Raw genomic sequence first — 13,802 nt, 5'->3', positions numbered from 1 at the left:
TGGAAATTGTCGGGAAACGGGCAGAAAGGGGAGACGCATGCCGGCTCACAGATATGAAAGAAGCCACCCGCCCTTTCTGGCAGCTGTCCCGGCAATCGCCGCCCGGTCGGCCGGCAGGGCCGGCCTTGCCACGTACCGCCATAGTGGCCGCTTACGAGCGCCAAGCAAGCTCAAGGCCAATCTCGCGGCCGGCAAAAATCTATGCCGGCACGGATTGAACGTCATGCGACCATATTTGCCCGATCCGCTTCGATGATGCGTATGGAGTACCCGATATGTTTTGGCAACGACCTGTTCTCCTGATCACCTTCGGCTTCACCCTCTGCGCCGCGCAGGCGTCCTCGTTCAGGCCGCTTGCAACGATGAACGGCAGCTTCACCGAACACGACCGGCACATCGCCGAGGAGCACGTCGGCTGGCTATACGGCTACCAGCGCGCCATCAACCTGGCGCAATCCGAACAGCCGCAACAAGCGCTGCCCGTGTTCGAAACCCTGCTCACCGCGCTGGCGGGACAGGAAACCGCGTTTTCGCGTGTTTACCTGCGCTACTTCGCGCTGGCGGATCAGTTGGAAGAGCGCTCAAGGGTGGGACGATTTCTAGAGGGCCTGTCTCGACGCCAGGCAACGCCCTGGGTGCTGGGCGCTGAGCGCGGCAACCAAACGCACATGGAAGGCCTTGCGCTCACCCGCGGTTTAGCCACGCGCCTGCTGGCCGAGGAAGCGCAGAGCGATCTCGCGGAAAATCTGCTGATCCTCTATCTGCTGATCTGGCCTTATGGTTTCGACGGCGAAGCCGAGCACAAACGCTGCGCGGCGAACGAGCTGGCGAGCGCCATGGGCGCGCGCTTCGACCGGGACGGCATCGATCGCCTGGCACGCTGGCGCTACCAGCGCGTCGTGGACGACACGCCCGCGGATCTGGCGCTATGGCAAAGCGAGCTGACCCACGCTTTGCCGACCGGTCAACAGCCGGCCATCCTCTCCGCTTTCGGCCACTATCTGACAGCGCTGATCGCCGGCAATCGCTTGGAAGACGGCGCACGCTGGGCACAGGAACGGCTGGCTTCGGGCGACACGTCGCCGGCCTTGCCGCTGATTGCCGATGTGCTCAAAACGGCGCTTGCCAGCCAGCGCCAATCCGAACGCGCGCTGGCCGAGATGGCCATGCTGCGTCAGGCCGCGCCAGACAGTTCGTTGCTCGCGCTCTTGGAGAGCAACCTGCGCTATTTCACCCTGGCGCAAGGCTACGCCCAGGCGGAGACGGTATTGACTGATTTCGCCCGTCGTCAGCCCCACGACGCGCGCGTCCAGCACATGATCCAACGTCAGCGCGAACAGATGGCGAAATGGATTCAGTACGCCGGACGGAGTAAACGCTTCGTCTCGCGGTGGGATCTGCGCAAGCAGATTATGGATTTGTATGGGCTTGGCGATCGCCACCCCGCCGCCTCGCGCCCTTGCCCCGAGGGCACGCGTTGCCCGCGCTGAGCGCGGACATGACAAGGCCCCGGCGCGATTGCCGCCGGGGCCTTGCCGTGACACAACAAGGATCAGTTCTGGTTGTATTGGCGATAGCGCTCGATCAGTCGCGCGGTGGAGCTGTCGTGCGTGGCCTTGACCTTCTTGCCGGACAGCTCGGCATGAATGGTCTTGGCCAGCTGCTTGCCCAGTTCCACGCCCCATTGATCGAAGCTGTTGATGTTCCAAATCGTGCCCTGCACAAAGATCTTGTGCTCATAGAGCGCAATCAGCAGACCGAGATTGCGCGGGTCAAGGCGCGACATCAACAGGGTATTGGTCGGCCGGTTGCCGCCAAACACCTTATGCGGCACCAAGCATTCCAGCGCGTCGCCGGTCAGCCCTTGCGCCGTCAGTTCGTTACGCGCCTCTTCGGCCGTCTTGCCGCGCATGAACGCTTCGGCCTGGGCAAACACGTTGGCCAGCAAAATCTCATGGTGCCCGGGCAGCGAGGCACGGCGCTCCAGCGAGGCGATCAGATCGATCGGCGAGATGTGCGTGCCTTGATGCAGCAGTTGGAAAAACGCATGCTGGCCGTTGATGCCGGTCTCGCCCCAGATGATCGGCGCGGTCTCGAAATCCACCGGCGCGCCGTCAAGCATCACCTGCTTGCCGTTGGATTCCATGTCCAACTGCTGGATGAACGCCGGGAAACGATGCAGGTACTGGTCGTACGGCGCGATCACATGGCTGCCGCCGCCGTAGAAATTGATGTACCAGATGCCGATCATGGCCAGCAGCACCGGCATGTTGGCTTCCAGCGGCGCGTTGCGGAAATGCTGGTCCATGATGTGCGCGCCGTTGAGCAGCTCGGCGAAATTCTCTTCGCCCAGATACAGCATGATCGGCAAGCCGATCGCCGACCACAGGCTGTAGCGCCCGCCCACCCAGTCCCAGAATTCGAACATGTTGGCCGGATCGATGCCGAAGTCCGCCACGGCCTTCATGTTGGTCGACACCGCCACGAAGTGTTTGGCGACCGCCGACTCGTCGCGCGCGCGCGCGACAAACCACTCGCGCGCGGTCAGCGCGTTGGTCAGCGTTTCCTGCGTGGTGAAGGTTTTCGACTCGATGACGAACAACGTGGTCTCGGAATGGACCTTCTTCAGCGTTTCCTTCAGCTGCGCTCCATCGACGTTGGAGACGAAGTGCATGTTCATGCGCGGATGACCGTAGGGCTTGAGCGCGCTGCACACCATCAACGACCCGAGATCGGAGCCGCCGATGCCGATATTGACGATGTCGGTGATCGGCTGGTTGGTGTAGCCGAGCCATTCGCCCGAGCGCACGGCATGGGCGAAACGCCCCATGCGTTCGAGCACGTTGTTGATCTGCGGCATCACGTCGGCGCCGTCGACCAGGATCGGCGAATTGGTGCGGTTGCGCAGCGCCACGTGCAGCACCGAGCGGTGCTCGGTGGTATTGATCTTTTCGCCCTTGAACATCGCCTTGATGCGTGCGGGCAAACCGACTTGGCGCGCCAAGTCCATCAGCAATTGCAGGGTTTCTTCGGAGATGCGGTTTTTGGAATAGTCGAGAAACAGATCGCCGACTTCCAGAGAGAAACGCTCGGCACGGTCGGGGTCCGTGGCGAACAGGTCGCGCATATGCTTCAGGCGCGACAGCGAATAATGCTGTTCCAGTGCCTGCCAGGCAGGCAATTGGGTAAGGGCACTCATCGTTATTTTTCCTCTTGTTCCTGCACGCGCAATCGCTTGCCGCGCAGGCTCTGTTTGGATTTCTCCAGCTGCGCGATCAACGCCGGACCCTGCCGCAGGGCCACGCCGACGGCGAGAACGTCGATCAGCACCAGATGCACGATCCGGGAGATCATCGGGCTGAAGGTTTCGGTATCTTCACGGGTATCCGCGGCCAACGTCACCGTCGCCATGCGCGCCAAGGGCGACAGGCTCGATGTAATGGCCACCACGCTGGCGCCGGCGTTCAGCGCGACTTCCACCGCGCCCAACAGTTCGACCGTGCGCCCCGAGTTGGAGATCGCCACCATCACATCCCCCGCGGACAGCACTGAAGCCGCCATGGTCTGGATGTGGCTGTCGGCGTAGGCCACGGTCGGAATGCCGAAGCGGAAGAACTTGTGCTGCGCGTCGGCGGCGATGATGCCGGAGTTGCCCAAGCCGTAAAACTCGATGCGCCGAGCGTGCGACAGCAGGTCGACCGCCTGTTCCACCGCCGCGGGGTTGACCTCGTTGCGGCACTTGATCAGTGCCGTGACCGTATTGTCGAACACCTTGGCGGCGACTTCGGAGGTTGGATCCTCGGGGCGCACGCTCGAATGCACATAGGGCACGCCGGTGACCAGGCTGCCCGCCAGTTTCAGCTTGAAATCCGGCAAACCGGCGCAACCCATCGACCGGCAGAAGCGGATCACCGTCGGCTGACTGACGCCGGCATTGGCGGCGATGTCAGCCACGGCGGCTTGCATGACGGTATAGGGTTGGGCCAGCGCCAGCTCGGCGACTTTTCTTTCGGCTGCAGACAGATCCGGCAGCTGAGCGCGAATTCGCTCAAGCATGATGGGATTCCCGTAAATGGGTGGCCAGCGCGGCTTGAGCGCCGATCAGGCCAGGATATTGACTATGGATCACATAGGTCGGCATGGCGGCCAAATAGCCCGACAACCGACCCGCTTGTTCGAAACGATGCCTGAACGGCGAGCGGGCGAACACGTCCCCCAGCCGCGGCACGATGCCGCCGCCGATGAACACGCCGCCACGCGCGCCGAGCGTCAGGGCCAACGCTCCCGCCGCGCTGCCGAGCAGCGCGCAGAAGCGGTCGAGGCTTGCCATGCACTCGGGCGATTGCCCGCCCAGTGCCTGCCGCGTGATATCCGCGGCGGACAAACCGTCCGGCGCGAGCCCCTGTATGGCCAGCCGCGCCTCATGAATCAGCGCGAGTCCCGGCCCGGACAGGAACCGTTCCGTCGACACATGGCCGAAGCGGGCGCGGGCAAAACGCCACAGCGCCACCTCCTCATCGTCCTCCGGCGCAAAACCGATATGTCCGCCCTCCCCCGAAAGCGGAATCGGTCCCTGCGGCCCGAACACCAGCCCCGACACGCCAAGGCCCGTCCCCGGGCCGATCAGCGCCATCGGGCAACCCGCCACCGGCGTGCCGCCGCCGACCTGGGCCAACTCGGCGCCAGGCAGGTGCGGCAACGACCAGGCCAGCGCCGTGAAATCGTTGAGCACGATCAGCGAAACCAACCCCAAATCGCGCTTGAGCGCTTCGATGGAGAAAGTCCAGCTGTGGTTGGTCATGCGCACCGTGTCGCCGGTCACCGCCGTGGCGATGCCGATAGCGGCATGCGACACTTGCTTGGCACCGGTCTGCCGCAAGTAGTCGCGCGCCGCGTCCAACAGCGACGGGAAGTGCGCGCTGGCGCGAACATCCACTTCTTCGATCACGCCGGGGGCGGTTTCCAGCGCAAAACGCGCGTTGGTACCGCCCACGTCGGCGAGAAGACGTGGGAAAAGGCTATGCTGCCCAGTAGACATCAAGCGGTGTCTCTTTCTGTTGCAAGAAATAGCTGATCGGCCAGCGGCGATCTTCCTTCTCGCGCGCGCGTTCGAAAACTTCGCGCTTGCCGTTCCCTTGTATCGACAGATACAACTTGTCGCATTTTAACAGCGCCGTACGCGTCATGCTCAGGCGCCGATGGGGTGCCACTGGCGGCGTCACGCCAATGATCGCCTGTTGTTGGCCTAAATCAAGTCCCGCGTCGAGTTCTGCGGCCTCCGGGAACAACGAAGCGGTGTGGCCGTCGTCGCCCATGCCGAGCACCGCCACCGTCGGCCAGACGAAAGCGCGGCATGCCTCGCTGATCGAGCGCGCCTCGTCCTCGGGGTGGGTGGCGAGCGGTACGAAGGTCGCCTCGGCCGCATTGCCCCGCAGCAAATGCTCACGCACCAGGCGAGCGTTGCTGTCGGCGTGATCGGCCGGCACCATGCGCTCATCCACCAGCGTGATGGTCACTTGGCGCCAAGGCAGGTCGGCCTGCGCCAGACGTTCAAAAAACGGAATGGGCGACCGGCCGCCGGACACTGCCAGCACCGCTCGCCCATTTTGTTCGACCGCCTGCTTCAAATCGGCGGCCACCGCCGCCGCCAGCGCATCGGCCTGCGCCCCGGGTGAATCAAATGGCAACCACTGCATATCTTTACTCCGTCTGCGTATTTGAAAAAGCGGCGTCCGCCAGAGACTGACCGGACGCCGTTAACGCTTTCCCCAACTCAAACACTCTCTCGTACGACTAGATCAACTCTCTTCATGCCAGGCGATGCCGTCGCGCGACAGCAGCGCCGAGGAGGCCGCGGGGCCCCAGGTGCCGGCCGTATATTGCTTCGGCGGCGTGGTCGAATGCTCCCAGGCGTGCATGATCGGCTCGACCCAGCGCCAAGCGGCAACCAGTTCGTCGCTGCGCATGAACAGGCCCAGGCGGCCGCGGATCACGTCCAGCAACAGGCGTTCGTAGGCATCGGCGCGGCGGACCTTGAACATGGCGTTGAAATCCAGATTCAGATAGGCCGGCTGCAGATTCATCGTATCGCCCGGCTCTTTGGCCAGGAAATACAGGCGGATGCTTTCGTCCGGCTGCAGGCGGATCACCAAGCGGTTGGCCGTTTGGCCGACCGGGCTCGGGAACAGGGGACACGGCACGTCGCGGAAGTTGATGACGATTTCCGCCAGACGCTCCGGCATGCGCTTGCCGGTACGCAGGAAGAACGGCACGCCAGCCCAGCGCCAGTTGTCGATTTCGGCCTTCAGCGACACGAAGGTTTCGGTGGTCGACGTCGGCGGGATGCCGGCTTCTTCCAGATACCCGGGCACGCCGCCGCCGCTGATGGCGCCGGCCTTGTATTGGCCGCGCACGGTCTTGGTGGCCACGTCTTGGACATCGAACGAACGCAGGGCCTTCAATACCTTCAGTTTTTCATCGCGGATGGCGTTGCCTTCGAGGCTTGCCGGCGGTTCCATGGCGACAATGCACAGCAGTTGCAACAGATGGTTCTGCACCATGTCGCGCAGCGCGCCGGTGTGGTCGTAGAATCCGCCGCGGCCTTCGACACCCAGTTCCTCGGAAATGGTAATCTGTACGTTGTGCACCCACTCGCGGCGCCACAGCGGTTCGAACAGCGCGTTGCCGAAGCGGATCGCCATCAGGTTCTGCACCGATTCCTTGCCCAGGTAGTGGTCGATGCGATAGAGCTGATGTTCGTCGAAGAACTTGGCGACGGCGTCGTTGATCTCGTTGGAGGATGCCAGATCGTGCCCCAGCGGCTTTTCCAGCACGACGCGCACATTGGGATGGTTCAGGCCGACGGCCGCCAGGTTTTCGCAGATCGGGGTGAAGAATTCGGGTGCGGTGGACAAATAGCAAACCACGCTGCGGCCCGGCACCATCTCGCCCAGCTTTTCCGCCAGCGGCGGGAAATGCTCGGGGAAACCGGCGTCGACGCGCAGATACTCGATGCGATCGCAGAACTGTTGCCAATCCGCCTCAGTAAAACACTCTTTAATATGTTTGCGCGAGTGTTCCTCTACATAAGCGAGGTATTGTTCACGGTCCCATTCCTTGCGCCCCAGCCCCAGAATGCGGCCGTCCTTATTGAGTAGGCCGGCGGCGTGCGCCTGGTACAGCGACGGCAGAAGCTTGCGCATCACCAAATCGCCGGTGCCGCCGAACAGCACCATATCAAAAGCAGGGGTTTGATCAGCATCGTTTCGCATCGCGATGTCCATCCCAAGTGGTTAAGATGTAATTATATTACCACCACAAAATTCTGCGCAGATTGGATTTGCGTCAAGTTAATCGGCATTTTTTCCAAGTAAGCTCTAGCCCCTGAGATTCAATTAAAGCCGCCTTGTCAGTTGGATAGAGCGAATGCGACCTGCAAAACCCTCCCTGCGACCAGGGCATTAACTTGATTTTTGATTGTAGTAAAATTACCATCATTACACATTATTGCGGAGTCCAGACATGACGAAACATCCCGTCCTCGTCGAGGTCACTGAGCGGATCATCCAACGCAGCCGCGTACAACGGCAGGCGTACCTAAGCCGGATTCGCGCCGCGACCCACCAGGGCAAAGTCGAGCGTAGCCAGCTATCCTGCACCAACCTGGCACACGCTTTCGCCGCCATGCCTGGCGACGCCAAACTGCGTATCAAGGAAGCCGCCCGCCCGAATCTGGCGATCGTCTCGGCCTACAACGATATGCTGTCGGCGCACATGCCCCTGGAAACCTTCCCCGCGCTGATCAAGGACGAAGCCTTCAAGGCCGGCGCCACTGCGCAATTTGCCGGCGGCGTGCCCGCCATGTGCGACGGCGTGACCCAAGGTCAGGCCGGCATGGAGCTGTCGCTGTTCTCCCGCGACGTGATCGCCATGAGCACCGCCGTTGCCCTGTCGCACCAGATGTTCGACGCCGCGCTCTACCTCGGCGTGTGCGACAAGATCGTGCCCGGCCTATTGATGGGCGCGCTGGCCTTCGGCCATCTGCCCGCGATATTCGTCCCCGCCGGCCCGATGACCACCGGCATCAGCAACGATGAAAAGGCCAAGACGCGCCAACTGTACGCCGAAGGCAAAGTAGGCCGCGACGCCCTGCTGGAGACCGAGTCCAAGTCCTACCATGGCCCCGGCACCTGCACGTTCTACGGCACCGCCAACTCCAACCAGATGCTGATGGAGATCATGGGCCTGCATTTGCCGGGCACCGCCTTCATCAACCCGGGCTCACCGCTCAGAGAAGCGCTGACCCGCGCCGCTGCGCGCCAGGCCGTACGCATTTCCGCCGAGGGCGAGGCCTTTACGCCGGTCGCCGAGATCGTCGACGAAAAAGCGATCGTCAATGCCATGGTCGGCCTGATGGCCACCGGCGGATCGACCAACCACACCATGCATCTGGTGGCGGCTGCCCGCGTAGCCGGCATCGACATCAATTGGGACGACTTCGACACCCTGTCGACGGTGGTGCCGCTCTTGGCGCGCGTTTATCCGAACGGCAAGGCCGACGTCAATCAATTCCACGCCGCAGGCGGCTTGGGCTTCGTCATTCGCGAGCTGTTGGATGCCGGGTTGCTGCACGACGACGTTCAGACCGTGGTGGGCAAGGGGCTCTACGCCTACACCCGCGAACCGTGGCTCAACAACGGCCAGTTGGATTGGCGCGACGCCCCGAGCGAACCGCTCGACCGCGAGATCGTGCGCCCGGCAAGCGACCCGTTCTCCAGCAACGGCGGCCTGCGCGTCCTCTCCGGCCAACTCGGCCGCGCAGTCATCAAGGTGTCGGCGGTCAAGCCGGAACACCGTTTGGTTGAAGCGCCTGCCGTGGTGTTCCATAGCCAGGACGACATGCTGGCCGCCTTCAAGCGCGGCGAGCTGGAAAAAGACTTCATCGCCGTCATCCGCTTCCAAGGTCCGCGCGCCAACGGCATGCCGGAGCTGCACAAGCTGACGCCGGCGTTGAGCATCCTGCAAGAGCGCGGCTTCAAGGTGGCGCTGGTGACCGACGGCCGCATGTCCGGCGCGTCCGGCAAAGTGCCGGCGGCCATCCATGTCAGCCCCGAAGCGGCGCAAGGCGGCCCGATCGCCAAGGTGCGCGATGGTGATATCATCCGCGTCGATGCCGACAACGGTCTGTTGCAAGTCCAGGTGGACGCGGAGGAATGGGCGTTGCGCACGGAAAGCGATGCCGACCTGCACGGCAATGAATACGGCGTGGGCCGCGAACTGTTCGCGGTCTTCCGCAACACTGCCACCTCGGCAGAAGAAGGCGCAATCAGCTTTGCCCTTCCACAATGGGAGAAAATGTAATGGATGCAATCACCCTGCTGCGTCAGGGGCCGGTCGTACCGGTCATCGTGGTGGACGATCCCGCCATCGCCGTTGACATGGCGCATGCGCTGGTCGCCGGCGGTATCCGCGTGCTGGAAGTGACTTTGCGTACCAAGGGCGCGTTGGCGGCCATCCGCCGCATGCGCGATGAAGTGCCCGACGCCATCGTCGGCGCGGGCACGCTGCGCACCCGCGCGCAAGTCGAGGCTTGCGTCGATGCCGGCGCCCAGTTCGGCATCAGCCCGGGGCTGACCCCCGAGCTCGCCGCCGCCGCCCGCGCCGCCAATCTGACCTTCTTGCCAGGCATCGCCACGCCGTCGGAAGCGATGCGTGCCGAAGACGAAGGTTTCTCGGTACTCAAGCTATTCCCGGCCGAGGCTGTCGGTGGCGCGAAGTTGCTCAAATCGCTGTCCGGTCCGTTGCCCAACCTGCGCTTCTGCCCCACCGGCGGCATCGATCTGGCCCGCGCGCACGACTACCTGGCGCTGCCCAACGTGCTGGCGGTCGGCGGCTCGTGGCTGACGCCGAGCGATGCGCTCGCCGCGCGCGACTGGGGCCGCATCACCGAACTGGCCCGCGCCGCGAGCCAGATCGCCCCCAGCAAGTAACAGCACACCGTTATCCCTCTTCAAGGACGGCGCTTCAGCCGTCCTTTTTTCATCACTCTTTCGCGCTATCCTATTTGCAATCAGGCCTTATTTTCCTAATCTGAAATGGATAAACCCCATTCTCTGGAGAGGCGCCATGCAGGTGGCAGAGGTATTCGAAAAAGCGTCCGGCAAACTGCCGATGATTCCCAAGGTCGTCCAGCAACTCGTCCACAGCCTGAACAACGCCGATAGCGTCAATAACGAGGAAATCGCCCGCACGGTCGGGCATGACCAAGTACTGACCGCGCGCGTCCTGCGCTTGGCCAATACCGCCCGCTTCGGCGGTTCCCGGCGGGTCGGCTCGTTGGATGACGCATTGATTATTCTGGGGTTCGATACGTTGCGCGTGTTGGTGATCGCCTCGGGCATCACCGGCACGACGGCGAGCATCCCCCAGTTCGATCTGAAGAGCTTCTGGAAAAACAGCTTCGAGATCGCCAATACCGCCAAGACATTGGCGGAGCGAGCGCATCAGCTGCCGCAACTGGCGTTTGCCTGCGGCTTGCTCGCACGCATCGGTGAATTGGTGCTGCACCTGGCGGCGCCGGGCGTGACACCGGAAATCGAGCGCAAGATCGGCGACAGCGCCAATCGCATCGACATCGAACGCGCGCTGCTGGGTGTCGATTCGGCGCAAGTCGGCGCCGAGCTCGCCTGGCGTTGGAGTTTTCCGGAGGAAATCGTCACCGCCATCGGTCAGCAATACCCGCTCGACGGCAAGGAAGGCAAGCCGCCGCTCGCCACGCTGATCGGTCTCTCGCGTCAGATCGTGCGTGATTTCAATCTTGATCTCGATCCCGAGGTCGTCTTTAGCCACCTGCCGCCGCTGGCGCTCACCCAGCTCGGCTTGAGCGGCGAACAGCTGCTTGCCATGGCGGACTCCCTCAAAGACGCCAGCACCACGGTCGACGAGCTGTTCTGATCGGTATCGATCCAAAAACGACAGGGCGCCAACGGCGCCCTGTGATGGTTTAATCGCTGAAGCGATACGGCGGCCGGTCAACCCTCGTCGTCGTCGTCCGCCGGTCGTTGCTCGCCCTCGACCTGCCCCAGATAGCGGCACTCGATTTCCTGCATCAGCTCGTCGATGCGCGCAATGGCCAGGCGCACGCGCGTGCCGGCCGCCATGTCCGGCATGCCGCCGACGCGCAGCCGCAGCGGCACGCCATCCACCCGCACGAGATCGTCCTTCAGATAAACCGCGGTCACTTCGCTGATGCCCTCCTGGCCGAACCAGCGCAAGCACCAGAAATACTCCATGCGGTCCTGGAACCCCAGGTAGGCCGAATAGGCGGCGTCAAAGTCGCGCAGAATGCCGAACAGCATGGCGTCGTTCTGCTCGAAGGGCGCCTTTTCGCCACGGATCATCGCCATCAGCTGGCGCTGATTGACGAAGTCGGCCGCGCGGCGCAGCGGCGAGGTCGACCAGGCATACTGCGCCACCCCCAGGCCGGTGTGCGGCTCCGGCCGCGTGGTCATGCGCACCTTGCCCAGCGTTTGCGCGCGATACAGCCCCGGAATGCCGGCTTCGCCCAGCATGCGCCCCCACTCGCTGTTGGCCAGGATCATCAGCTCCGACACCAGCTTGTCCATCGGCGCGCCGCGTTTGCGCGGGGTGATGCGCACCTTGCCATCGTCGATGGCGAAGTTGTAATCGACAGGCTGCACCCGCAGCGGGTCGTACTTGCCGCGGCGTTTTTCCAGCGCGTTGGCAAAATGCCACAGCCAGGTCAGCTCATGCTTGAACGGGTAATCGACGCCAGGATCGTTCACCAGCGTCTCCTCATTGAAATGCTTCTCCAACTCGGCATGGCGCAGATTGGCGGCGATCGGCACCAGCTCGATGCGGTTTTCGAACGCCACCGGCTCGAAGTCCGGCGTCACTTCGACGTAGAGGCTGAGCGCCGGGCAATTCTGCCCTTCGCTCAACGTAAATGACTGCACCACGTCGTCAGGCAGCATGGTGATCTTGTCGCCAGGGAAATACACGGTCGACAGACGCGAATAGACGGTGTGCTCCAACGCCGACCCCACGGCAATGCCGAGCGTCGGCGCGGCAATGTGAATACCGACGCGCGCGTTGCCGTTGGCCAGCGGCGTCAGCGACAGCGCATCGTCGATTTCGGTGGTGGCGGCATCGTCGATGGAGAAGGCGCGCACATCGGCCAGCGGCAATTCGTCGGCGGCCACCGGCGTCGGCGGCTCACTGAGGTGGAACCCCGTCCCGTTGGGGAAATACTCCATCAAAAAACCGGCAAGCAGATACTCCGGCACCGAGGGGATGCCGCCGACCCTGTCGGCCAGGCGCAGCGGCGGCAAGGCGGTTTGCTTGCAGGCCTGCTCGAACGCTTTGTACTCCAGCGCGTTCTTATCCGGCCGGAACAGCAGCGCCATCAACTGGCGTCCGATCGGTTCGGGCAGCCGGCCGGCCGCCAATTCGTCGGCCCAGGCCGTGATCTGCTCCTGCTCGCGCTTTTTACGCTCCAGTCCCGCCAGGGCGGCTTTCAGCGCCTCTTCCGGCGCGGCCTTGAAACGGCCCTTGCCCTTTTTGTAGAAATACATCGGCGCGCCGGACAACCGCTCCACAATGGCCGCCGCCTCGACGGCGGAGGGGGAGTGCCCCCAATACTCGCGCGCCAAGTCCTCATAAGCGAACTCGTCGCTGCCACAGCATTCCCACAGGAAGTCGAGGTCGATCTCGGCGGACAGGCCGTCGGCCTCGGTCAGAAAGGTATCGAGCGGACTGGAGAACTCCAGAATGATGTTGGCCGCCTTGATCTTGGCGCGCTTGCCATGCTGGGTATCAACCTGAAAGCTGGCATCGCTTTTGGATACAATGCTGCCGACTTTGAAACTGCCACTTTCTTCGTAAAAAACGTTCATCCGCACGCCAGACTGTTGCAATCAGTAAAGCGGGGATTATAGCAGGATGTGGCGCGGGCCCGGCCCGCCAATTCAGCTCTCGGCCATCACCAGCCGCACATTGTGCTGCTCCAAGAGTTTCGACAGCGCCTCGGGCGGACGGGCATCGGTGAACATGACGTGGAACTCGCTGATGTGGCCCATGCGCACCAGCGCATTGCGGCCGAACTTGCTGTGATCGGCGGCCAAATAGCGGTGACGCGCGTTGGCCATCATCGCCTGCGCCACGCGCACCTCGCGGTAATCGAAATCCAGCAGCGACCCGTCGGTCTCGATGCCGGACACGCCGAGAATCGCGTAATCCACCTTGAATTGGTTGATGAAGTCGAGCGTGGCCACCCCGGTGATGCCGCCGTCGGACGCGCGCACCACACCCGAAGTGATCAGCACGTTGAAATCCGGATTGGCGGACATGGTCGAGGCCACGTGGATATTGTTGGTAATGACGCGCAGCCCTTTGTGCGTCGCCGACAGCGCCTGGGCCACCACTTCGATCGTGGTGCCGATGCTCATGAACAGCGAGGCGTGATCGGGAATGCTGGCCGCGATCATATCGGCGATATGCGCCTTTTCACTTTGCAACTTTCCTTTGCGCGCAAAGTAGTCCTCGTTCTCCACGCTGGAGCCGAGCGCCGCGCCGCCGTGATAGCGCCGCAGCAGATTCTCCTCGCACAGCTGATTGATGTCGCGGCGGATGGTCTGGGGCGTAACGGCCAGGATGCGCGCCAACTCCTCGATCGGCATAAAACCGTTCTCTCGGACCAGTTGCAGAATCTTGTCGTGACGGGGTGAGCGGCTCATATTGGATTCGATTTCGAAAATCAGTCGGAATTAATTAACATATTATTG

General features: G+C 62.8%; 11 protein-coding genes. 4 read left to right on the top strand and 7 right to left on the bottom strand.

The window, feature by feature from the left end; genetic code table 11:
* The first annotated feature begins 275 nt into the window (after nt 1–275).
* On the top strand, nt 276–1,490 hold the full coding sequence (locus tag JOZ06_RS18255) for a hypothetical protein (protein WP_293235053.1): 1,215 nt from the start codon (nt 276–278) through the stop codon (nt 1,488–1,490).
* Between the two features lie 62 nt (nt 1,491–1,552).
* On the opposite strand, the gene pgi is transcribed toward JOZ06_RS18255, so the two are convergent.
* The 5 genes from pgi to zwf form a co-directional block, all read right to left on the bottom strand.
* Nucleotides 1,553–3,199 carry a glucose-6-phosphate isomerase gene (pgi, locus tag JOZ06_RS18250; protein WP_293235051.1) on the bottom strand — a complete coding sequence of 549 codons (1,647 nt, stop codon included), beginning with the start codon at nt 3,197–3,199 and terminating at the stop codon, nt 1,553–1,555.
* 2 nt (nt 3,200–3,201) lie between these two features.
* Nucleotides 3,202–4,056, bottom strand: a complete 855-nt coding sequence (gene hexR, locus JOZ06_RS18245) for a transcriptional regulator HexR (RefSeq protein WP_293235049.1) — start codon at nt 4,054–4,056, stop codon at nt 3,202–3,204.
* A complete protein-coding gene (locus tag JOZ06_RS18240; protein ID WP_293235047.1) occupies nt 4,049–5,041 on the bottom strand; it encodes a glucokinase in 993 nt (330 codons plus the stop codon). Before JOZ06_RS18240 ends, hexR begins: the two co-directional genes overlap by 8 nt.
* Nucleotides 5,019–5,696 (bottom strand): 6-phosphogluconolactonase, encoded by a 678-nt coding sequence (gene pgl, locus JOZ06_RS18235; RefSeq protein WP_293235045.1) that lies wholly within the window; start codon nt 5,694–5,696, stop codon nt 5,019–5,021. Before pgl ends, JOZ06_RS18240 begins: the two co-directional genes overlap by 23 nt.
* Nucleotides 5,697–5,798: 102 nt before the next feature.
* Nucleotides 5,799–7,271: a glucose-6-phosphate dehydrogenase gene (gene zwf / locus JOZ06_RS18230; protein ID WP_293235043.1), complete on the bottom strand. Its 1,473-nt coding sequence runs from the start codon at nt 7,269–7,271 to the stop codon at nt 5,799–5,801.
* 250 nt (nt 7,272–7,521) lie between these two features.
* On the opposite strand from zwf, the gene edd reads away from it, so the two are divergent.
* The 3 genes from edd to JOZ06_RS18215 all read left to right on the top strand — a co-directional run bounded on the left by edd (nt 7,522) and on the right by JOZ06_RS18215 (nt 10,953).
* The gene (edd, locus tag JOZ06_RS18225; RefSeq protein ID WP_293235041.1) at nt 7,522–9,360 is read left to right on the top strand and encodes a phosphogluconate dehydratase; all 1,839 of its coding nucleotides are present in this window, start codon (nt 7,522–7,524) and stop codon (nt 9,358–9,360) included.
* Entirely contained in the window at nt 9,360–9,989 is a 630-nt protein-coding gene (eda, locus tag JOZ06_RS18220; protein WP_293235039.1) for a bifunctional 4-hydroxy-2-oxoglutarate aldolase/2-dehydro-3-deoxy-phosphogluconate aldolase, read from the top strand. The genes edd and eda overlap by 1 nt, the downstream gene beginning before the upstream one ends.
* A gap of 136 nt (nt 9,990–10,125) precedes the next feature.
* Nucleotides 10,126–10,953, top strand: a complete 828-nt coding sequence (locus JOZ06_RS18215) for an HDOD domain-containing protein (RefSeq protein WP_293235037.1) — start codon at nt 10,126–10,128, stop codon at nt 10,951–10,953.
* 77 nt (nt 10,954–11,030) lie between these two features.
* Here the strand turns inward: JOZ06_RS18215 and JOZ06_RS18210 are convergent, their stop codons facing one another.
* Nucleotides 11,031–12,914 carry an RNB domain-containing ribonuclease gene (locus tag JOZ06_RS18210; RefSeq protein ID WP_293235035.1) on the bottom strand — a complete coding sequence of 628 codons (1,884 nt, stop codon included), beginning with the start codon at nt 12,912–12,914 and terminating at the stop codon, nt 11,031–11,033.
* 72 nt (nt 12,915–12,986) lie between these two features.
* A complete protein-coding gene (locus tag JOZ06_RS18205) occupies nt 12,987–13,754 on the bottom strand; it encodes a DeoR family transcriptional regulator (RefSeq protein WP_293235033.1) in 768 nt (255 codons plus the stop codon).
* Between the last annotated feature and the right edge of the window lie 48 nt (nt 13,755–13,802).

This window comes from Paludibacterium sp. (assembly GCF_019232825.1).
Taxonomy (GTDB): domain Bacteria; phylum Pseudomonadota; class Gammaproteobacteria; order Burkholderiales; family Chromobacteriaceae; genus Paludibacterium.
Note: the sequence above shows the minus strand (reverse complement) of the source record. Positions and strands in the feature narration are given on the sequence as shown.

What these genes read in the sequence shown, in the direction of transcription:
- JOZ06_RS18210 (WP_293235035.1), bottom strand. Translation starts at nt 12,914, where the DNA reads ATGAACGTTTTTTACGAAGAAAGTGGCAGTTTCAAAGTCGGCAGCATT.
- pgl (WP_293235045.1), bottom strand. Translation starts at nt 5,696, where the DNA reads ATGCAGTGGTTGCCATTTGATTCACCCGGGGCGCAGGCCGATGCGCTG.
- pgi (WP_293235051.1), bottom strand. Translation starts at nt 3,199, where the DNA reads ATGAGTGCCCTTACCCAATTGCCTGCCTGGCAGGCACTGGAACAGCAT.
- JOZ06_RS18205 (WP_293235033.1), bottom strand. Translation starts at nt 13,754, where the DNA reads ATGAGCCGCTCACCCCGTCACGACAAGATTCTGCAACTGGTCCGAGAG.
- edd (WP_293235041.1), top strand. Translation starts at nt 7,522, where the DNA reads ATGACGAAACATCCCGTCCTCGTCGAGGTCACTGAGCGGATCATCCAA.
- zwf (WP_293235043.1), bottom strand. Translation starts at nt 7,271, where the DNA reads ATGCGAAACGATGCTGATCAAACCCCTGCTTTTGATATGGTGCTGTTC.
- JOZ06_RS18255 (WP_293235053.1), top strand. Translation starts at nt 276, where the DNA reads ATGTTTTGGCAACGACCTGTTCTCCTGATCACCTTCGGCTTCACCCTC.
- eda (WP_293235039.1), top strand. Translation starts at nt 9,360, where the DNA reads ATGGATGCAATCACCCTGCTGCGTCAGGGGCCGGTCGTACCGGTCATC.
- hexR (WP_293235049.1), bottom strand. Translation starts at nt 4,056, where the DNA reads ATGCTTGAGCGAATTCGCGCTCAGCTGCCGGATCTGTCTGCAGCCGAA.
- JOZ06_RS18215 (WP_293235037.1), top strand. Translation starts at nt 10,126, where the DNA reads ATGCAGGTGGCAGAGGTATTCGAAAAAGCGTCCGGCAAACTGCCGATG.